The organism is Caballeronia hypogeia, assembly GCF_001544875.2.
Classification (GTDB): domain Bacteria; phylum Pseudomonadota; class Gammaproteobacteria; order Burkholderiales; family Burkholderiaceae; genus Caballeronia; species Caballeronia hypogeia.
The window spans coordinates 576,565-596,855 of the sequence record NZ_FCOA02000002.1; the positions used below are offsets into that span (position 1 = coordinate 576,565).

General features: G+C 63.2%; 14 protein-coding genes. 5 read left to right on the forward strand and 9 right to left on the reverse strand.

The genetic code is table 11. The features are described 5' to 3' along the window. Position 1: 1 nt before the first annotated feature. The 3 genes from AWB79_RS05895 to AWB79_RS05905 all read left to right on the forward strand — a co-directional run bounded on the left by AWB79_RS05895 (position 2) and on the right by AWB79_RS05905 (position 4,605). The gene (locus AWB79_RS05895) at positions 2 to 1,069 is read left to right on the forward strand and encodes an amino acid--[acyl-carrier-protein] ligase (RefSeq protein ID WP_061166416.1); all 1,068 of its coding nucleotides are present in this window, start codon (positions 2 to 4) and stop codon (positions 1,067 to 1,069) included. Then, complete coding sequence (locus AWB79_RS05900) at positions 1,066 to 2,070, forward strand: DUF1839 family protein (protein WP_061166417.1); 1,005 nt, start codon at positions 1,066 to 1,068, stop codon at positions 2,068 to 2,070. Before AWB79_RS05895 ends, AWB79_RS05900 begins: the two co-directional genes overlap by 4 nt. Before the next feature lie 69 nt (positions 2,071 to 2,139). After that, positions 2,140 to 4,605, forward strand: a complete 2,466-nt coding sequence (locus AWB79_RS05905) for a glycosyl hydrolase 2 galactose-binding domain-containing protein (RefSeq protein ID WP_061166418.1) — start codon at positions 2,140 to 2,142, stop codon at positions 4,603 to 4,605. Position 4,606: 1 nt separating this feature from the next. Here the strand turns inward: AWB79_RS05905 and AWB79_RS05910 are convergent, their stop codons facing one another. Further along, positions 4,607 to 5,749, reverse strand: coding sequence for an L-talarate/galactarate dehydratase (locus tag AWB79_RS05910; protein ID WP_061166419.1), 1,143 nt, complete (start codon positions 5,747 to 5,749; stop codon positions 4,607 to 4,609). A gap of 35 nt (positions 5,750 to 5,784) precedes the next feature. Continuing rightward, positions 5,785 to 7,092: an MFS transporter gene (locus tag AWB79_RS05915; protein ID WP_061166511.1), complete on the reverse strand. Its 1,308-nt coding sequence runs from the start codon at positions 7,090 to 7,092 to the stop codon at positions 5,785 to 5,787. Between the two features lie 199 nt (positions 7,093 to 7,291). On the opposite strand from AWB79_RS05915, the gene AWB79_RS05920 reads away from it, so the two are divergent. After that, the gene (locus AWB79_RS05920) at positions 7,292 to 8,323 is read left to right on the forward strand and encodes a LacI family DNA-binding transcriptional regulator (protein WP_061166420.1); all 1,032 of its coding nucleotides are present in this window, start codon (positions 7,292 to 7,294) and stop codon (positions 8,321 to 8,323) included. A 3-nt stretch (positions 8,324 to 8,326) separates the two neighbouring features. Here AWB79_RS05920 and araH read toward each other — a convergent pair whose 3' ends face one another. From araH to AWB79_RS05950, 6 genes are read right to left on the reverse strand one after another with little or no spacing between them, the layout of a single operon-like run. Next, a complete protein-coding gene (gene araH, locus AWB79_RS05925; RefSeq protein WP_061166421.1) occupies positions 8,327 to 9,322 on the reverse strand; it encodes an L-arabinose ABC transporter permease AraH in 996 nt (331 codons plus the stop codon). A 40-nt stretch (positions 9,323 to 9,362) separates the two neighbouring features. Further along, positions 9,363 to 10,889: an L-arabinose ABC transporter ATP-binding protein AraG gene (gene araG / locus AWB79_RS05930; protein ID WP_061166422.1), complete on the reverse strand. Its 1,527-nt coding sequence runs from the start codon at positions 10,887 to 10,889 to the stop codon at positions 9,363 to 9,365. Between the two features lie 6 nt (positions 10,890 to 10,895). Then, positions 10,896 to 11,900, reverse strand: a complete 1,005-nt coding sequence (locus tag AWB79_RS05935) for an arabinose ABC transporter substrate-binding protein (RefSeq protein ID WP_061166423.1) — start codon at positions 11,898 to 11,900, stop codon at positions 10,896 to 10,898. Positions 11,901 to 11,947: 47 nt separating this feature from the next. After that, positions 11,948 to 12,886, reverse strand: a complete 939-nt coding sequence (locus AWB79_RS05940; RefSeq protein WP_061166424.1) for a Gfo/Idh/MocA family protein — start codon at positions 12,884 to 12,886, stop codon at positions 11,948 to 11,950. Between the two features lie 45 nt (positions 12,887 to 12,931). After that, positions 12,932 to 13,861, reverse strand: coding sequence for a dihydrodipicolinate synthase family protein (locus AWB79_RS05945; RefSeq protein ID WP_061166425.1), 930 nt, complete (start codon positions 13,859 to 13,861; stop codon positions 12,932 to 12,934). Positions 13,862 to 13,890: 29 nt separating this feature from the next. Continuing rightward, the gene (locus AWB79_RS05950; RefSeq protein ID WP_061166426.1) at positions 13,891 to 15,624 is read right to left on the reverse strand and encodes an IlvD/Edd family dehydratase; all 1,734 of its coding nucleotides are present in this window, start codon (positions 15,622 to 15,624) and stop codon (positions 13,891 to 13,893) included. Between the two features lie 116 nt (positions 15,625 to 15,740). Here AWB79_RS05950 and AWB79_RS05955 point away from each other — a divergent pair, with 116 nt between their 5' ends. Then, positions 15,741 to 16,721, forward strand: a complete 981-nt coding sequence (locus AWB79_RS05955) for a LysR family transcriptional regulator (protein ID WP_232470828.1) — start codon at positions 15,741 to 15,743, stop codon at positions 16,719 to 16,721. Here the strand turns inward: AWB79_RS05955 and AWB79_RS05960 are convergent. Further along, the gene (locus AWB79_RS05960; protein WP_061166427.1) at positions 16,685 to 20,221 is read right to left on the reverse strand and encodes an indolepyruvate ferredoxin oxidoreductase family protein; all 3,537 of its coding nucleotides are present in this window, start codon (positions 20,219 to 20,221) and stop codon (positions 16,685 to 16,687) included. The two genes, AWB79_RS05955 and AWB79_RS05960, sit on opposite strands and share 37 nt — an antisense overlap. Between the last annotated feature and the right edge of the window lie 70 nt (positions 20,222 to 20,291).

Below are 20,291 nucleotides of genomic sequence, written 5' to 3' on the forward strand. Positions count from 1 at the left end.
TATGAACATGCCGACAGAACAGGCCGCAATGATGCAGGCCGAAGCAGAAGCACAAGCAAAAGAGACTCAGGCGCCGTATGACAAATCGGATCTGACCTTGCGCGATCGCCTGATCGAGGCAGGCATCCTGCTCGACACCGGCGAAGACGGCCTGTACGGCCGCAGCGAAGTGTTCGAGGACATCGTCGAGCGCCTCAATCAGGCCATCACGCTGCTGGGCGCCGATCAGCACGCGGAAGTGCTGCGCTTTCCGCCGGCGATGCGCCGCCGCGACTTCGAGGACAGCGAGTACCTGAAGAGCTTCCCGAACCTCGCGGGCACGATCCACTCGTTCCAGGGCAACGACCGCGGACATCATCGTCTGCTGGAAGCGCTCGACAAGATCGTGCATATCGGCGAGGAAGAAGAGCGTTCCGATGAATGGATGGATCAGCAGAAGCCGACGCGCCTCGTGCTCACGCCGGCCGCGTGCTATCCGATCTATCCGCTCGTGGCCAAGCGCGGCGCGCTCGCGCAAGACGGCGCGATCTTCGATGCATTCTCGTACTGCTTCCGTCACGAGCCGTCCATCGATCCGGGCCGCATGCAGATGTTCCGCATGCGCGAATACATTCGCGTCGGCAGCCCCGAACAGGTAATGGAGTTCCGCCAGAAGTGGATTCAGCGCGGCTCGCTGCTGATCGAACTGCTGCAACTGCCGTACGAGATCGACCTCGCCAACGATCCGTTCTTCGGCCGTGGCGGCAAGATCGTCGCGGACAGCCAGCGCGAGCAGCAACTGAAGTTCGAGCTGCTCGTGCCGGTCGCGACGCCGGATCGCCCGACCGCGTGCCTGTCGTTCAACTACCACCAGGATCACTTCGGCGAGCTGTGGCATATCAAGCAGGCCGACGATCAGGTCGCGCACACGGCATGCGTCGGCTTCGGCATGGAGCGCACGACGCTGGCGCTGTTCCGTCATCACGGTCTCGATGTCAAGGCATGGCCCGAGACGGTGCGTACCTTGCTGTGGGGCGACAAGGCGCCGCTCATCGAGCAGGGACTCGCGAACCTGGGAAGCAAGGCATGAACGCACGCTCGCCGGCCGAAGCCGTGACCGCCACGTCCACGCCTGTCGCCGACGAATCCCGCCAGCACGCGCTGCATCGCGAAGAGCGCGTGTGGCTGGAGACGAACTGCTACGTCGATTTGTGGATCGAGCTGTTGCATCATTACGGCTGCGATCCGCATGCGGCGCTGAGCTTCACGGTGACGCAGGCCTTCGAGGGCGATCAATTCACCTTTCCGAAGTTCTCGCTCGACGATATATCGCGGCTCTATGGCCTGCAGGCGCAGGAGCTCGCGATCTACGACACACTCGAAGCACACGTGCGCGAGCAGACGAAGCGCGGGCAGATTGTCGTGGCCGAGGTCGATTCGTTCTGGTTGCCGGATACCCGCGTGACGGCGTATCGGCAGAATCATACGAAGACGACCATTGCCATCGACGCGATCGACACGCAGGCGAAGCGCATCACGTACTTCCATAACGCGGGCTATTTCGCGTTGTCGGGAGAAGACTACAACGGCGTGTTCCGTCTGCTGCCCGATCTCGCCGGCGACGTGCAGGCGCTGTTTCCGTATGTCGAGTTCGTGAAGCGTGCGCGTGATCCTCTCGAGGGCGAAGCGCTCGTGAAGCGCTCGGTGGAACTGCTCAAGCTACGGCTTGCGGATCGTCCGGTGACGAATCCGGTAGCACAGTGGCGCGCCGAGTTTCCCGAGCACTTGCGGGCGATGCTCGAACGCGATCCTGCGTACTATCACCTGTACACGTTCAATGTGATGCGCCAGCTCGGATCGAACTTCGAGTTGCTGTCGAAGTATCTGGGCTGGCTCAACCGCAACGGCGTGGAAGTATCGGGCGAGATCCAGTCGAGCGCGCAGGCCATCGCAAGCGAAGCGATGGTCATGCAGTTCCGTCTCGCGCGCGCCCGCATGCGCTCGCGTTCGGACGCTTGCGAAGACTGCCTCGAATCGATGCAGACTTCGTACGATAAAGTCATCGAGCCGCTCGCCGCGCGCTTTCTCTGACCGCCAAAGCCGCGCTGTCCACGCGCGGCTTTGGCTTCATTCTGCGAATCCCATCATCGAGGAAGGTCCATGCACGTCCTGTCCGCGCACGCGCCGCGACGTCTTTCGGAAGACTGGCAATGCGTGAGCACGCCGGCGGGCGCATGCGCGACACCCGCATCGCTCGATGCATTCACGCAATGGATCGACGCCCCCGTACCCGGCACGATCGCATCGGCGCTGCGTGCGTCGGGTGTCAGCGAAGACGCCCTCGCGCAGCCGTTCGCGCATGCGGATCACTGGTATCGCGTGAAGCTGAGGGGACAAGGCAAACGGCGCCTGCGCTTCAACGGACTCGCGACAATAGCCGAAGTATGGCTGGACGATCGCAAGCTGCTCGAATCGGATTCGATGTTCGTCGCGCATGATCTCGATGTAGACCTGAACGGCGAGCACGCGCTTCATCTGTGCTTTCGTTCGATCGCGCCTGCGCTGGCCGCCAAACGCGGCCGCGCGCGCTGGCGCCCGAAGCTCGCGCAACCAGCCACATTGCGCAACGTGCGCACGACGCTGCTCGGACACATGAACGGATGGTGTCCGACGATTCAGCCTGCGGGACCGTGGCGCTCCATCGAATTGATCGGGGAATCGAAGACGTGCATCGATGGCATCGACATGCGCACGCGTGTGGATGGCAGCGATGGCGTGCTGGATATCACCATTCGCTACTTTCACGCGCAAGAGCAAACGCCGGTTCAACTCGAATGCGGTGAAGCGAAAGCCACGCTCGAGTGGCAAGACGCGCATACGCTCGCAGGAAGCGCGCGCGTGCCGAACGTGCGCGTCTGGTATCCGCACACGCACGGCGAGCCATCGCGTTACGCGGTGAAAATAAGCGATATCGATCTCGGCGAAGTCGGCTTTCGCACGATCGAAGTCGATCGAGGCGCGGATGGCAAGGGCTTTCAGGTCGTCGTGAACGGCGTACCCGTGTTTGCGCGCGGCGCGTGCTGGACTTCGGCGGATATCGTCGCGCTCGATGCGCCGCGCGACAAGCTCGACCACCTCTTTCAACTGATTCGCGATGCGGGCCTCAACATCGTTCGCGTCAGCGGAATCACGCTGTACGAGTCCGACACGTTCTACGAACTCGCCGACAAACACGGCGTGCTCGTGTGGCAGGACTTCGCGTTCGCCAATTTCGACTATCCCGATGACGAAGCTTTCCGCAACAGCGTGCAGCGCGAAGCGGAGCAGTTTCTCACGCGCACGCGCCGCTTCGCCTCGCTCGCGGTACTGTGCGGCGGAAGCGAAGTGCATCAGCAGGCGGCCATGCTCGGCCTGCCCTTCGACGCCTATCAGCAACGCCTTTTCACCGAGTGGTTGCCTGGCGCGATCGCGGCGCAACGGCCCGATGTCGCGTACGTCGTGAACTCGCCGAGCGCCGCGCCCGGCGACACGGTATCGATGCCCTTCGGCACACGCGGCGGCATCACGCATTACTACGGCGTGCCCGCATATCAACGTTCCTTCGACGACGTGCGTCGCGCGCAAGTGCGCTTCGCCTCCGAATGTCTCGCGTTCGCCAACGTCCCGGACGATGTCGCATTGCGCGCGCTGCCGAACCCGCGCTTTCACGAACCGCGCTGGAAAGCGGGCGTCGCGCGCGATCCCGGTTCCGCGTGGGACTTCGACGACGTGCGTGAGTACTACATGCAGTCGCTCTATCGTCAGGACGTGCCGCGGCTGCGTTATGAAGATCCCGCGCGCTATCTGGAGTTGTCGCGCGCCGTAGTCGCCGACGTGATCGGCGCCGTGTTCTCCGAATGGCGTCGCGAAGGATCAAGCTGCTCGGGCGGCATCGTATGGAACCTGCTCGATGTGCGCCCCGGCGCGGGCTGGGGCGTGATCGACGTGCTCGGTGCGCCAAAGAGCGCCTTGCATGGTCTTGCGCGGGTGCTTCAGCCCGTGCAGGCGCTGATCCTCGATGAAGGGCTCGAAGGCCTGGACGTCCATCTCGTCAACGAGACAGCGCGTGAAATTCGCGCGCGTGTCGAACTTGCGTGTTTGCGTGAAGGTTCGGTCAAGGTCGCGGGCGGCGCATGCGATATCGTGCTGCAACCGCGCAGCGTGCAGCGTGTTTCAGCGAATGCGTTGATTGGCGCGTTCTTCGACAGCGCGTATGCATACCGCTTCGGCCCGCGCGCGCACGATGCGACGCATGTCGTTTTACGTGACGCCGAGACCGGCGAGGTGCTGTCGGAAGCCTTCCATTTTCCCGATCCTTCGATTGGCGAACGCCGCGACGTAGGCCTGAGCGTGAGCGTCGAGCAAGACGATCAAGGCTGGAGTCTGATCGTCCAGACCGCGCAGCTCGCGCGCTGGGTGCATGTAGTCGATCCGAACTATCACGCGCGCATCGACTGGTTTCATCTCGCGCCCGGCAGCACGAAACGCATACCGCTCGTCGCGCGGCACGCGAACGTGCGCGCCGCACCCGAAGGCGATGTATGCGCGGTCAACGCCTCGCGAAGCGCGGCGTATCGCGCTGCATGATTCAGGCGCGCGTGCCGATCTCCGCTTCCTGAGCCGTCCATCCGGCAACGCGCTCGCTCAACGTGAGCCCGAGGCCCGGGCGCGTCGGCACGATCATGCGGCCGTCGCGCGTTTCGAGCCGCTCGTTGAACAGCGGTTCGAGCCACTCGAAATGCTCGACCCACGGCTCGCGCGGATAGCATGCTGCCAGATGCACGTGCAGTTCCATCGCGAAGTGCGGCGCAAGCATCAGGCCGGCATGGTCCGCGAGCGTGGCTACCTTGAGGAAGGGCGTGATGCCGCCGACGCGTGGCGCATCCGGCATCAGGTAATCCGCGCCGCGCTGGCGGATGAAGTCCCAATGCTCGGACACGCTCGTCAGCATTTCACCCGTTGCGATCGGCGTGTCGAACTGCGCGGCGAGCGCGGCATGACCTTCCGCGTCGTAGCAATCGAGCGGCTCCTCAATCCAGATCAGGTTGAACTGTTCGAACGTGCGGCACATGCGTTGCGCGGTCGGCCGGTCCCATTGCTGGTTCGCATCGACCATCAGCGGGAAGCTGTCGCCGAGATGCTTTCGCACGGTCGCGACGCGATGAATGTCGAGCGCGCAATCCGGCTGCCCGACCTTCAGCTTGATGCCGCCGATGCCCTTCTCGCGCGAAGCGTCCGTGTTCACGAGCAGTTGATCGAGCGGCGTATGCAGAAAGCCGCCCGACGTGTTGTAGCAGCGCACCGAATCGCGATGCGCGCCGAGCAGTTTCGCGAGCGACAGATTCGCGCGCTTCGCTTTCAGGTCCCACAGCGCCACGTCGAACGCGCCGATGGCCTGCGCGGCCATGCCGCTGCGCCCCACCGATGCGCCCGCCCATGCCAGCTTGTCCCACAGGCGCGCGATATCGCTCGGGTCCTCGCCGATCAGCACCGGCGCGATTTCCTTCGCATGCGCGAACTGGCCGGGACCGCCCGCGCGCTTCGAATAGCTGAAGCCGAGGCCGCGATGACCATCGGCGGTTTCGATCTCTACGAACAGAATCGCGATCTCCGTCATCGGTTTCTGACGGCCGGTGAGGACCTTGGCGTCGCTGATCGGATTGGCGAGCGGCAGAAATGTGGATGCGACGCGAATCCATTTGATCTGGTCGTTTGACGATGTCGTGTTCATGATGCGAGTCCTTTGCTGAAGGTAATGTCGTGCGCTCAATTGCCGTGGCGCGGTTCGAGTGGTGCGGGCGCGCTGCGCTCGCCGGATGCGCCGTCGCGCTCGTCCGGATCGAGACGCTGCAGTTTGCCGACGATGACGAGATACGCGAACGCGCCGAGCAATGAAAGCGTCGCCACATAGGTAAGCGCCACTTCGAACGAGCCCGTCCGCTTGATCATCCAGCCGATCGCGAGCGGCGTGACGATGCTCGCGAGATTGCCGCAGAAGTTGAAGATGCCGCCGCTGATGCCCATCGCGTGTCGTGGCGACACATCGCCGACGATGCACCAGCCGAGATTGCCCACGCCCTTCGCGAAGAACGCGATCGACATCACGAGAATCACGATGGACGTCGACTGCACATAGTTCGCCACGACGATCGAACTGGAGAGCACGAGGCCGAAGATGATCGGCGTCTTGCGCGCGGCGGTGAGCGAGAAGCCGCGCTTGAGCATCCAGTCCGACCATACGCCGCCGATCAGTCCGCCGACGCATCCCGCAATCGCAGGCAGCGCGGCCACGAGACCGACCTTCAGGATCGACATGCCCTTTGCTTCGATCAGGTAGGTGGGAAACCAGGTAAGAAAGAACCATGTGATCGACGTAAGGCAGAACTGTCCGATGTAGATGCCGATCATCATGCGGTTGGCCGCGATGGCGCTGACCTGCTTCCATCGGAACGGCTGTGGGCGGTCGCCCATCTTCGGCAATCCCCCGCCCGCCGCGATGTAGTCGAGTTCCGCCGCATTCACGCGATGATCGCGCTGCGGTTCGCGCACCGCCTTGAGCCACCACAGGCCAATGAGAATGCCCACCGCGCCGGTCGTAAAGAACACGTAATGCCAGCCCCATGCGCTCACGGTGTAGGTCATGACCGGCGTGAACACGGCGAGCGCGAAGTACTGCGCGAGTTGAAACACGGAAGTCGCGAGGCCGCGTTCCGCGCTCGGAAACCACATCACCGTCAGGCGGCTATTACAGGGAAACGCGGGCGATTCGGCGATGCCCATGAGAAAACGCAGCACGAACAGTGCGCCGAACGCCGATGCGAACATGTGCACGTAGCCCTGCATGAACGTGAGCGCCGACCACACGATCAGACTCGCGCCGAGCACGATGCGCGCACCGAAGCGGTCGAGAATCAGGCCGCCCGGAATCTGCATGCCGGTGTACGCCCAGCCGAACGCCGAAAACGCGATGCCCATGGTCAGCGCGTCGAAGCCGAGTTCGTGACGCATGCTCGGCGCCGCGATCGACAGCGTCGCGCGATCGACATAGTTGAACACCGTGACGATGAAGATCATCGCGAGGATGAACCAGCGCACGTTGGTGCGTTTCGTTGCGGAAATAGCGGTTTCCAAGGGGTCTCCTGAGTTTGCCTTATCGCTTCATGGACTGGATGATACAATGATTGCGCAATCATTCAAGCATCGATGGTTGCGCAATCACTATCGTTTACACTGATGTCATCGCGCAGAAGGCGCCCATGCAGGACGAGTGCAGATGGTGAAGAAATACGAACGAAAGGCAGTCGCTACGGGCTCGGGCGAAAGCGTGACGCTGATCGATGTCGCACGCGTTGCAGGCGTCGCGCCGATGACAGTCTCGCGTGCGCTCAACCGCCCCGAACTCGTGCGCAGCGAAACGCAGCGCAAGGTTCTGGACGCGGTGCGCAAGACCGGATATGTGCCGAACATGCTGGCTGGCGGACTCGCGAGCAGCAAGAGCCGGCTCGTCGCGATTCTCGTGCCGACCATCGCGAACTCGATCTTCTCCGATACCGTTCAGGCATTGATGGACGGCCTGAGCTCATCGAACTATCAGACGCTTATGGGCTTGACGGCGTATTCGCAGGAGCGCGAGGAAGCGCTCGTCGAGGCGATCATGGGCCGTCGTCCGGACGGCATCGTGCTCGCGGGCACGAGCCATAGCAAGGCCACCATTGAGCGGCTCACGAAGTCACGCATTCCGGTGGTCGAGATATGGGACCTTGCGGACAAACCGATCGACATGATGATCGGCTTCTCGCATGAGGACGTCGGCAAGCAGGTGGCGCGCCATCTGCTTGCAAAGGGTTATCGAAAGTTCGGCATCGTCTCGGTCGACGATCCGCGCGGCTTGCGGCGATGCGAGAGCCTCAAGCGCGAGCTGGCCAAGCATCGCGTCGCGAAGCCGCCATTCGAAGTGCTGCCCGCGCCCGCGACCTTGCAGGCGGGACGCGAAGGATTGAACCGTCTGCTCGAAGCGAATGCGCCGGAAATCGTCGTGTGCAGCTCGGACACGCTCGCGCAAGGCGTGCTCGCCGAAGCCGCGAGCCGCGCCATGAAGGTGCCGCGCGATATCGCCGTGATGGGCTTCGGCGACCTCAGCACGGCGGCGCATGTTTATCCCGCGCTGTCGACCGTGCGGATCGACGGCGCGATCATCGGCATGCGCGCGGCACAGGCGCTGCTCGCGCGCTTCGATGGCGAGACCGAGCCGGCCGATGTACGCATCGATACGGGATTCGCGATCATCGACCGGCAGAGCGCATGACGCTCAGACCGCGCGCTTGCTGCGGCGGAACTGATCGAAGAGCACGGCGAGCAGCAGGATGCCGCCGCGAATCAGATACTGATAGAACGTCGGCACGTTGAGCAGACTCATGGCGTCCTGCACCCCGCCCATGATGAGCACGCCGACGAGCACGCCGGAGATCGTCGCGACACCGCCCGTCAGCGACACGCCGCCGAGCACGCACGCGGAGATCACGCCGAGTTCGAGCCCCACCGATGTCTTCGGGTCGCCGAGACTCATTCGCGAGGCGAGCATCACGCCCGCGAAGCCGGTGACGAGCCCTTGCAGCACGAACACCGTGATCTTGATGCGAGTGACCGGCAGACCCGCGAGCGTGGCCGCTTCGCTGTTTCCTCCCACCGCGAGCACGTTCTTGCCGAACACGGTTTTCTTCAACAGGAAGCCGAACACCACGAAGCCGATGATATTGCTCCAGATCGGAAACGAGATGCCGAGAAAGGAGCCGCCGCCGAGATCGAAGAAGCTTTCTTCGGAGATCATCACCGCGTCGCCGTTCGATGTGAGGAACGCGAGGCCGCGCACCGCTTCCATCATCGCCAGCGTGGCGATCAGCGAGTTGATCCTGAAGCGCGCGATCAGCACGCCGTTGACCAGCCCGACCGCTCCACCCGCGAGCACGCCCGCGACGATGCCGAGCATGACGCTGTGCGTCGCTGTAATGACAGTGGACGCCATCACGCCAGCGAACGCGACGATCGACGCGACAGACAGATCCACTTCGCCCAATGCGAGCACGAACATCATGGTGACCGCAATGGAGCCGATCAGCGTCACGGAGAGCAAGAGCCCTTGAATGTTGCGCGGCGTGAGAAAGCCGGGCACCGTCACGGACAGCGCCGCGAACAGCACGAGGAACACCACCACGATGCCCGACTTGTTGATGAGGTCCCACATGCGCGCCTGCGAAGACGTGATCGGGGCGGCGGTATCGCTTGCGGAGGTGCCTGGAGTTTGCATGAGTTGACTCATAACGTGTTCGTCCTTCAGTGCGGTGCCGTCAACGCGGCAGCGCGAGCTTGATGAGTTCGTCGGGCGTAGCGTCGGCCTTGGACAACGAACCCGCTATGCGCCCTTCCTTCATCACGATGATGCGATCCGCGACACCGATGACTTCGGCCAGATCGCTCGACACCATGATGACGGTGCGCCCTGCTTCGGCGAGTTCGTACAACAGGTTGTAGATTTCAGCGCGCGCGCCGACGTCGATGCCGCGCGTGGGCTCGTCCATCAGAAACACGTCGATCTGTTCAGCGAGCCAGCGTGACAGGATCACTTTCTGCTGATTGCCGCCCGAAAGCGTGCCGATGGCCGTTTCGCCGCTGCGCGTCTTGATCGAGAGCTTCGCGATGTATTCCTGCGCCAGCGCCCGTTCGCGGCGCGCATCGAGCAGGAAGCGCGCGGGACTGAAATGACGGCGCGCACTGATGTTGAGGTTGTCCGCCACCGATGCAATCGCGACGATGCCCTCCTGCTTGCGATCCTCGGGACACAGCGCGATGCCCGCGCGCACCGCATCGCGCGGACTCGCGAACGCGACGCGCTTGCCCTTCAGCTCGACATGACCCGCGCTCGGTTTCGCCGCGCCGTAGAGCAGCTTCATCAACTCCGATCGGCCCGCACCGACCAGTCCAAAGAATCCGAGAATCTCGCCGCGTCTTGCCGCGAACGACACCGGCTCTTTCAGCCCCGGCCCCAGCAGCGATTTCGCTTCGATCATCACGTCACCGGCTTCGCGCGGACGATAGCCGTACACGTCGCTGATCGAGCGGCCGACCATGCAGCCGATGAGCCTGTCGCGTTCGAGATCCGCGACCGACTCGAAGGTCTCGATGCGCTTGCCGTCGCGAAACACCGTCACGCGATCGCACAGCTCGTACACCTCGTCCATGCGATGCGTCACGTAGATGATCGCGCGGCCATCGGCACGCAACGCATCGATGATGCGAAAGAGCTGCGCGGTCTCGCGCGCCGAGAGCGAACTGGTCGGTTCGTCGAAGGCGATCACGCGGGCATCGCGCATCAGCGCCTTGCCGATCTCGATCATCTGACGCTGGCCGATGGAGAGATTCTTCACCGGCGTGCGCGGATCGATGCGCTCACCCAGACGCTCCAGCTCTTTCATCGCCCGTGCGACGAGCGCGCGTTCATCGAGCACGCCGATGCGATTGGGCATTGCTCCGAGCATCAGGTTCTCCGCGACCGTCAGTTCGGGCACGAGATGCAGTTCCTGATAGATGATCGCAATGCCCGCCGCGATCGCCTCGCGCGTCGACGTGAAACGATGCTCCACGCCGTCGAGCGCAAGCGTACCCGCCATCGGCTTGTTCACGCCGGACAGCACCTTGAGCAGCGTCGACTTGCCCGCGCCGTTCTCGCCCATCAGCCCGTGCACCTCGCCCGCGCGCACCGACAGCGAGACGCCGTCGAGCGCGCGCACGCCCGGGAAGCTCACGGTGATGCCTTCGAGCTCCAGATAGCCGGCGGAGGCCGCCGTGCGCGTTTCATCAAGCGTCGTCGTGTCCATGTCGCCTCAGATGCCGAGATCCGTGCGCACCGACTTCCAGTTTTCGCGCGTCATCAGCTTGCCGGTGGTTTGCGTGTCGGCGGGCGGCTGCTTGCCGTTGCGAATCCAGTTGACGAGGTTCTGCGCGCTGTCCTTGCCGTGATTCGTCGAACTGACGGCGATGGTGCCGAAGAAGCCCGTCTGCTCCTTCTTCTGGAACTCCGCGAACGCCTCGCCCGCACCGTTGATGCCGACGCCGATCACATCCGACGAAGGAATATGCAGTTGCTCCGTCGCGCGCACGCCGCCCAGCACGCTCTCTTCGTTGAGCGCGAAGATCACCCACTTCTTGATGTTAGGATGCTGCGCGAGCACGGGCGAAGACGCATTGAACCCGCCTTCGTCATCGGTGGTCTTTTGCGGCGCATCGAAGATGTTTTCCTTCTTGAAGCCACCCGCGATCAGCGCTTGCGTCGCGCCCTCGGTGCGCAGCTTCGCGGTCGGAAGCTCGTAATCGGTGATGCGCAACGCGCCCACTTCTTCGGGCTTCCAGCCGCGCCGCTTCATTTCGCCCGCGATCGCGTCGCCCACCTGATTGCCGATCTTGAATGCGGACATGCCCAGATGCGGTACGTTCGAAAGCGGCTTGCCGGACGAATCGACGAGCTGGTCATCGACCGACACGAACTTCATGTTGTAGCGTTTCGCGCGCGCGGCAATCGCCGGTCCGAGACGCACGTCGGGCGCACAGATCACGAAGCCCTGGGCGCCTTGCGCGCCGAGATTGTCGATGGCGGCCAGCACCTTCTCGCCGTCCGGCGTGCCGATGTTCACCGACGTGAAGTTCTCCTTCTGCCCGAGCGAAGTTGCGGCCTTCTGCTCGTTGATGAACCATGCCTGCTCGGGCATCTTCACGAGAAAGCCGATCTTGAGCGGCTCGTCGGCAAACGCTGCGCCGTGCATCGCGAAGGGCGCGGCGATCATCGCGGCGATCATGGCGCGCAAGGTCAGGCGGCGAAAAGTGCTGGTCATGCGGTGTCTCCTTTGTGTTTGCTTGTGTGTTGAATCTGCTTGCGTCACTAACGACCGAACGCCTCGGTTTCGACATGCCGTCCGTTCAGATACGCATCGGCGACGAGACGTAAGGGACGTACATCGACATCGCCCTGCTTCGTCGCGATGAGTTCGTGGAAATGCTCGTACAACGCCGGATATTCGCGCTCGGCGCCGACATCGATCTCCTTGCCCGCGATGGACAGACGCTTGCCGCCCTCTCGCATCGAGAGACGTCCCGCATCGGTGTCGATATCGATGTCCCATTCCTCAACGGGACCATGACGCCAGTCGAACACCGCGCGCACCGGCGCGCCGTTGGTCGCGATGCAATCGAGTTCGGCGGCTATCGGCGTGGAGGTATCCGAGGGAATGGTGAGCGTGGCGCCGCGCAGCGCGATCTCATGCGGCAGAATGCGCGTGACGATCGACAATGCGTTGATGCCCGGATCGAACACGCCAAGACCGCCCGGCTCCCATATCCATTGCTGTCCCGGGTGCCAGCGGCGCACATCTTCCTTCCAGCGCACTTCGACCGTGCGAATCGCGCCCGCGTCCTTCGACGCGAGCCATGCGCGCGCCGGTTCCACCGCGCTCGCCGCGCGCGAATGCCACGAAGCGAACAGCGTGCAGCCGCGTGCGCGTGCGATTTCATGCAGGGCTTCGACTTCGCTCACGCTCGCGCCGGGCGGTTTTTCGAGCATCACATGCTTGCCCGCTTCGAGCGCGGCGAGCGCCTGCGCATAGCGCACTTGCGGCGGCGCGCACAACGACACCGCTTCGATGGAAGGCTCGGCCGCGAGCAGCGCGTCGATATCCTGATAGTTGGACACGCCTTCGACGCTCGCATTGCGGCTCGCACACGCGACGAGCTCGAAGCCCGGTTGCGCCGCAATGGCGGGCAAGTGCTGATCCCGCGCGATCTTGCCGATGCCGATCACACCGAGCTTATAAACAGGTTTCATGCGTTCGTCTCCTTCCGATGGATTGTCAGAGCGCTAACGATAACGCTATCGCGCCCAGCGCAACACGAGCGGATCGAGACGTCTTGCAATCGCGATCAATTCTTCGCGTGTTTCACGCGCCATCGCAGGCAGCGGATGACGCGGCGCTTCGCACGCGATCACGCCGCCCGCCTTCATCAATGACTTCGCCGCGAGCAGGCCCGCTTGCCGGTTCTCGTGATTGATGAGCGGCAGCCAGCGCTGATAGAGGTCGAACGCTTCATCGGCGCGGCCATTGCGATGCGCGTCGATGATCGGACGAATGCCGTCGGGAAAGCCGCCGCCGGTCATCGAACCGGTCGCGCCCGCGTTGAGATCCGCGAGCAAGGTGATCGCTTCTTCGCCGTCCCACGGACCTTCTATCGCTTCGCCTCCGAGCCGGATCAATTCGCGCAGCTTGTTCGCCGCGCCCGGCGTTTCGATCTTGAAGTACGACACCTGCTCGATCTCGCGCGCCATGCGTGCGAGAAACGGCGCGGACAGCGGCGTGCCCGCAGCGGGCGCGTCCTGGATCATGACGGGAATCGTCAACGCATCCGAGAGACGCGCATAGAAGTCGTAGATCGACACTTCGGGCACGCGAAAGGTCGCGCCGTGATACGGCGGCATTGCCATGACCATCGCCGCGCCGAGTTCCTGCGCGCGCCGGCTGCGCTCAATGCACACGCGCGTGCCGTAATGAGATGTCGTGACGATCACCGGCACGCGGCCCGCGACGTGTTCGAGAATCGTGCGCGTGAGCGTGTCGCGTTCGTCGTCGGCGAGCGAGAACTGCTCGGAGAAGTTGGCGAGAATCGCGAGGCCGTCCGATCCTGCATCGATCATGAAATCGACCGCGCGCTTCTGGCTTTCGAGATCGAGTTCGCCGGATTCGCTGAAGGTCGTCGGCACGACCGGAAAGATGCCGCGATAGCGCGGATTCGAGAAGCTGCTCATGCTTTCGTTCTCAGGTTCTTGTGTGAGGTTCAATGCGAATGTCGCGGCACGGCCGCGCCGCGCTTGCCCACGAGGAAGTCGAGATCGCAACCTTCGTCGGCCTGCAATACGTGTTCGACATAGAGCCGCTGATAGCCGCCATCGCCGTGCTTGCGCAGCGGCTCGCGATCGCTCATGCGGGCCGCGAGTTCTTCATCGCTGATGTCGAGATGCAGCGTGCCCGCGTCGCAATCGAGTTCGATCCAGTCGCCGTCGCGCACCGCCGCGAGCGGTCCGCCCGCCGCTGCTTCCGGCGCGACGTGCAGCACCACCGTGCCGTATGCGGTGCCGCTCATGCGTGCGTCGGAGATGCGTACCATGTCTTTCACGCCTTGACGCAAGAGCTTCGGCGGCAAGCCCATGTTGCCAACCTCGGCCATGCCCGGATAACCTTTCGGTCCGCAGTTCTTCAAGACGAGCACGCAGTCTTTATCGACGTCAAGCGACTCATCGACGATGCGTTCCTTGTAATGCTCCAGGTTCTCGAACACGACCGCGCGACCGCGATGCTTCAGCAATTCAGGCGTCGCGGCGGATGGCTTCAGCACCGCGCCGCGCGGCGCGAGATTGCCGCGCAGCACGCGAATGCCGCCGTCGTCGATCAAGGGATTGTCGAGCTTGCGGATCACTTCATCGTTGGTGATGGGCGCGCCCTTCACGTTCTCCCAAAGCGACCTGCCGTTCACGGTCAGCGCATCGGGATGCGGGATCAGATTGGCTTCGCCGAGACGCCGCAGCACCGCAGGCAAACCGCCCGCGTAATAGAACTCTTCCATCAGGAAGCGTCCCGAGGGCATCAGATCGACGATGGTCGGCGTATCGCGGCCGATGCGCGTCCAGTCTTCCAGTTCGAGCGGCACGCCGATGCGCCCCGCGATCGCCTTCAGATGGATGACCGCGTTGGTCGAGCCGCCGATCGCCGCATTCGTTCGGATCGCGTTCTCGAAGGCTTCGCGTGTGAGGATCTTCGAGAGCGTCAGCCCTTCGAGCGCCATCTCCACGATGCGAATGCCCGACATGTGCGCGAGCACGTAGCGGCGTGCATCGACGGCGGGAATCGCGGCGTTGTGAGGCAAGGACGTGCCGAGCGCTTCGGCCATGCACGCCATCGTCGATGCGGTGCCCATCGTGTTGCAGGTGCCCGCCGAGCGCGACATGCCCGCTTCCGCCGACAGGAACTGATGCAGATCGATCTCGCCCGCTTTCAACGACTCATGCAGTTGCCACACCGCCGTGCCCGAGCCGATGTTCTTGCCGTCGAGCTTGCCGTTCAGCATCGGGCCGCCCGTGACGACGATCGCGGGAACGTCGCAGCTTGCCGCGCCCATCAGGAGTGCGGGCGTGGTCTTGTCGCAACCGGTGAGCAGGACGACCGCATCGATGGGATTGCCGCGAATGGCTTCTTCGACGTCCATCGCGGCGAGATTGCGCGTGAGCATCGCCGTGGGACGCAGGTTCGATTCGCCGTTGGAGAACACCGGAAACTCGACCGGAAAGCCGCCCGCCTCGAACACGCCGCGCTTCACGTGCTCCGCGATCTTGCGAAAGTGCGCATTGCACGGCGTGAGTTCCGACCACGTATTGCAGATGCCGATGATCGGCCTGCCGTCGAACTCGTGATCGGGAATGCCCTGGTTCTTCATCCAGCTTCGATACATGAAGCCGTTCTTGTCATTGGTGCCGAACCACTGCGCGGAGCGCAGCTTGGGCTTCGATGCCGACATCGGTGTCTTCCCCGTCAAATTCGATATGTGGCGAAGTCTAAGAGGCCGCGCGATAATCGACCAATGAAAAGTTGGACGTGTTCGATATCCAAATCAGCATTCGTATAAACCCTTAAATGCTGCTCAATCCCAATCCCTGGTATGTGCGTAACCGCCTGAAAACACGGCAGCTCTTGCTCGTGGTGGCGCTTGCGGAAGAAGGCAATGTGCATCGCGCGGCGGCGGTGCTGAACATGACTCAGCCTGCCGCGTCGAAGTTGTTGCGCGAGCTCGAAGAGACGCTCGGCGTCACGCTGTTCGAGCGCGGGCCGCGTGGCGTTCATCCCACGTTGTATGGCGACGCGATCATCCGCCATGCGCGCGCGGTGCTCGGCAGTCTCGATCAGGCTCAGGAAGAACTGGTCGCGCTCGCGTCGGGACGGCTCGGGCATGTGGCCATCGGCGCGATCACGTCGCCAGGCGTGCGGCTGTTGCCCGCGGCCGTCGCAGCCGTCAAGCGCGTGCATGCGGATATCCGCATCTCGGTGGAGATCGATACCAGCAACGTGTTACTGGAACGGCTGGCGCAGGAGAAGCTGGATATCGTGATCGGCCGTTTATCGGTCGAGCATGACAAGGTGCAGTTGCGTTATGAGCCCCTTGCCGGCGAGCCGGTGCGCGCGGTCGTGCGCGCGGGTCATCCGTTGCTGAAGAAGAAGTCGCTTACGTTACGCGACGTGCGCGATGCCGCGTGGCTCGTTCCGCCTGCGGGCAGCGTGTTGCGACATCGCTTCGATCTGGCGTTTCAGCGCGCGAGCCTCGCGCCGCCATCGAATGTGGTCGAGACGGCGGCGATTCTCTTCATCACGCAATTGCTGGAGCAAAGCGACATGATCGCCGTGCTCGCGGAAGATGTCGCACTGTACTACGCGCGACATGGCGTCGTTGCGATGCTGCCTTTGCCGATGGACTGCCAGATGGATGACTTCGGCATCGTGACGCGGGCGGACCGCTTGTTCACGCCAGCGACCGAAGTCATGGTCGAAGCGTTGCGCGATGCCGCCCGCGATGTGTATGGCGATCAGGCCGTCGCCGCCATCGGCACCGGCGTGCGATAGCTTTCGAGCAAACGCTCGCGCTTCTGCGCCGCAGCCGCCATGTTGCGCTCCTTCACGTGGCCGAAGCCGCGAATCGCATCGGGCAGCTTCGCGAGTTGCAGCGCGGTGTCGAAGCGGTCCACGTCGAGCGTCGCGCAGAACTCATCGACTAGCGCGAGGTAATCCGCGATCAGCCTGCGTTCGGTGCGGCGTTCTTCCGTCTTGCCGAACACATCCAGCGACGTGCCGCGCAAGCCCTTCAACTTCGCGAGCACGCGAAACGCGGGCAGCATCCACGCACCGAAGCGCTGCTTGACGAGATGGCCATGCTCGTCGCGTTTGGCGAACAGCGGCGGCGCGAGATGGAACATCAGCTTGTAATCGCGGCCCGGCTCGCCTTCGAACTGCTCGCGCAGCTTGTCGAGATACGCGGGGTCGGCATAGAGGCGCGCGACTTCGTATTCGTCCTTGTAGGCCATGAGCTTCGCGAGATTCACGGCGATCGCGCGCGTCAGCGGCAGCTTCGCGTTCAACGCATTTTCCTTGTCGCGGATGCGCTCGATCACGCTGCGATACGAACGCGCATACGCTTCGTTCTGATACGCCGTCAACAAGGCTTCGCGCGTCGCGATCACGTTTTCCAGCGACTCCGGCATCTTCATGACGATCGCCTGCTGCGTGGACTTGATCAGATCGCCCACGCCATGCTGCGCGACATGACGTCCCCAGTTGAACGCGAGCACGTTCTTCTCGACCGCCACGCCATTCAGTTCGATCGCGCGCTTCAGGCTTTCGAGTTCTAGCGGCAGCCAGCCCTTTTGCCACGCAAAGCCGAGCAATAGCGGATTCGAATAGATCGTATCGCCGAGCAGCTTCAACGCGAGCGCATTGGCGTCAATGAACGCACAGCCCGCGCCGATGCTCTGCGTCAATGCCTGCTCCGTCTGCGCGGCGGGGAACGTCCACTGCGCGTTGGTGACGAATTCGGCGGTCGGCGTCGCGCCGCTATTGATGGCGGCTTGCGTCATGCCATGACGCGTGCGCGAGAGCACATCGTTCGATGCCGACACGATCACATCGCAACCGATCACGAGCCGCGCTTCGCCCGTCGCGATGCGCGTCGCATGTAGCGCCTGCGGCTCCGGCGCGATCTGCACGTGGCTCAGCACCGCGCCGCCCTTTTGCGCGAGACCGGCCATGTCGAGCACGGTCACGCCCTTGCGTTCTATATGCGCCGCCATGCCGATCAGACCACCGATCGTCACCACGCCCGTGCCTCCTACGCCCGTCACGAGAATGCCGTAAGGCTTCGACAAAGCGGGGAGCGTGGGTAACGGCAGCTTGTCGAAATCAGGCTTGCTTTCCTTCGAGGCACGGGGCTTGCGAACCTGCGCGCCTTCAGCCGTGACAAAGCTCGGGCAGAAGCCCTTCACGCACGAAAAGTCCTTGTTGCACGACGATTGATTGATCTTGCGCTTGGTGCCGAGCGGCGTGTCCATCGGCTCGACGGAAAGGCAGTTCGATTGCACCGAGCAATCGCCGCAGCCTTCGCAGACGGCCTCATTGATGAACGCACGGCGCGCCGGATCGGGATACGTGCCGCGCTTGCGGCGACGGCGCTTTTCGGTCGCGCAGGTCTGATCGTAGATCAGGATGGTCGTGCCCTGCGTATCGCGCAGCTCGCGCTGAATGCGATCCAGCTCGTCGCGATGATGCACGTTCACGCCTTCGGGGAGCGCAATCTTCGCATCGTATTTCTGCGGCTCGTCCGTCACGATGACAATGCGTTTCGCCCCTTCCGCAGACACCTGATGCGCGATTTGCGGCACGGTTAGCACGCCGTCGACGGGTTGACCGCCGGTCATCGCCACGGCGTCGTTATACAGAATCTTGTACGTGATGTTCGCGTTCGCCGCGATGGCCGCGCGCACCGCGAGCAGGCCCGAATGGAAATACGTGCCGTCGCCGAGATTGACGAACACGTGCTTGTCGCTGTGAAAATGCATCTGGCCGATCCACGCGACGCCCTCGCCGCCCATCTGGCTGAATGTCTCGGTCTTGCGGTCCATCCACATCGACATGTAATGACAGCCGATGCCCGCGAGCGCGCGCGAACCTTCGGGCACGCGCGTCGATGTGTTGTGCGGACAACCCGAGCAGAACCACGGCTTGCGCTCGACATCCACGCGCGGCTTGATCGCCTCGCGCTCTTTCGCTTCGATGGTTTCAACGCGCGCGAGCATGCGTGCGCGCACGTCCTCGGGCAGATCGGCGCGTGCGAGACGGCGGGCGATCGCCTTCGCGATCAACGCGGGCGACAGCTCATAATGCGCGGGCAACAGCCAGTCGCCGCGCGGCACCGACCATTCGCCGCCTTCGTTGTCGCGCTCGTCGAACTTGCCGTAGATGCGTGGCCGCACGTCCTCGCGCCAGTTGTAAAGCTCTTCCTTCAATGCATATTCGAGAATCTGCCGCTTCTCTTCGACGACGAGAATCTCTTCGAGACCCGTTGCGAACGCGCGTGCGTCCTGCGCATCGAGCGGCCAGACGCAGCCCACTTTCAACACGCGCAAACCGATCTGCGCGCAGGTCGCGTCGTCGAGACCGAGATCGACGAGCGCCTGGCGCACATCGAGATAGGCCTTGCCCGCAGTGATGATGCCGAAGCGCGGCTTGTCAGAATCGATCACCACGCGATTGAGCTTGTTCGCTCGCACATACGCCAGCGCCGCGTACCACTTTTCATCGAGCAGACGCGCTTCCTGCGCGAGCGGCGAGTCGGGCCAGCGAATGTTGAGGCCGCCTTCGGGCATCGCGTAATCGGCAGGCGTGACGATCTCGACGCGATCCGGATCCAGATCGATCGATGCGGTGGATTCGACTACGTCTGTCACGCATTTCATCGCGACCCATAGACCCGAGTAACGGCTCATCGCCCAGCCGTGCAGGCCGTAGTCGAGATACTCCTGAACATTCGACGGATACAGCACCGGAATGCCCGCCGCGATGAACGCATGATCCGACTGATGCGCAACCGACGACGACTTCGCCGCGTGATCGTCGCCCGCTAGCACGAGCACGCCGCCGTGCTTGTCGGTGCCGGCGGAATTCGCGTGCTTGAACACGTCGCCGGTGCGGTCCACGCCCGGGCCTTTGCCGTACCACATGCCGAACACGCCATCGCGCTCGGCGCCGGGCCACAGGTTGACCTGCTGCGTGCCCCAGATGGACGTGGCCGCGAGATCCTCGTTCACGCCCGGCTGAAAGACGATGTCGTTATCCTTCAGATGCTTCTTCGCCTTCCACAACGACTGATCGAGCGCGCCGAGCGGCGAGCCGCGATAGCCCGAGATGAAGCCCGCGGTGTTCAGTCCGGCGCGGCGGTCGCGCGCCTTTTGCAGCATCGGCAAGCGCACCAGCGCCTGCGTGCCGCTGATATAGACACGGCCTTTCTCCAGCGTGTATTTGTCGTCCAGCGAAACAGTGGCGGCGGCTAGCGCGGCGCGATCGGGTGCGTTCATGTGGGCTCGTCTCCGGAAATTGTTTTTCCGACCGAGTATAGGAAGCCGATTCGCTATCGTAAAATCACGA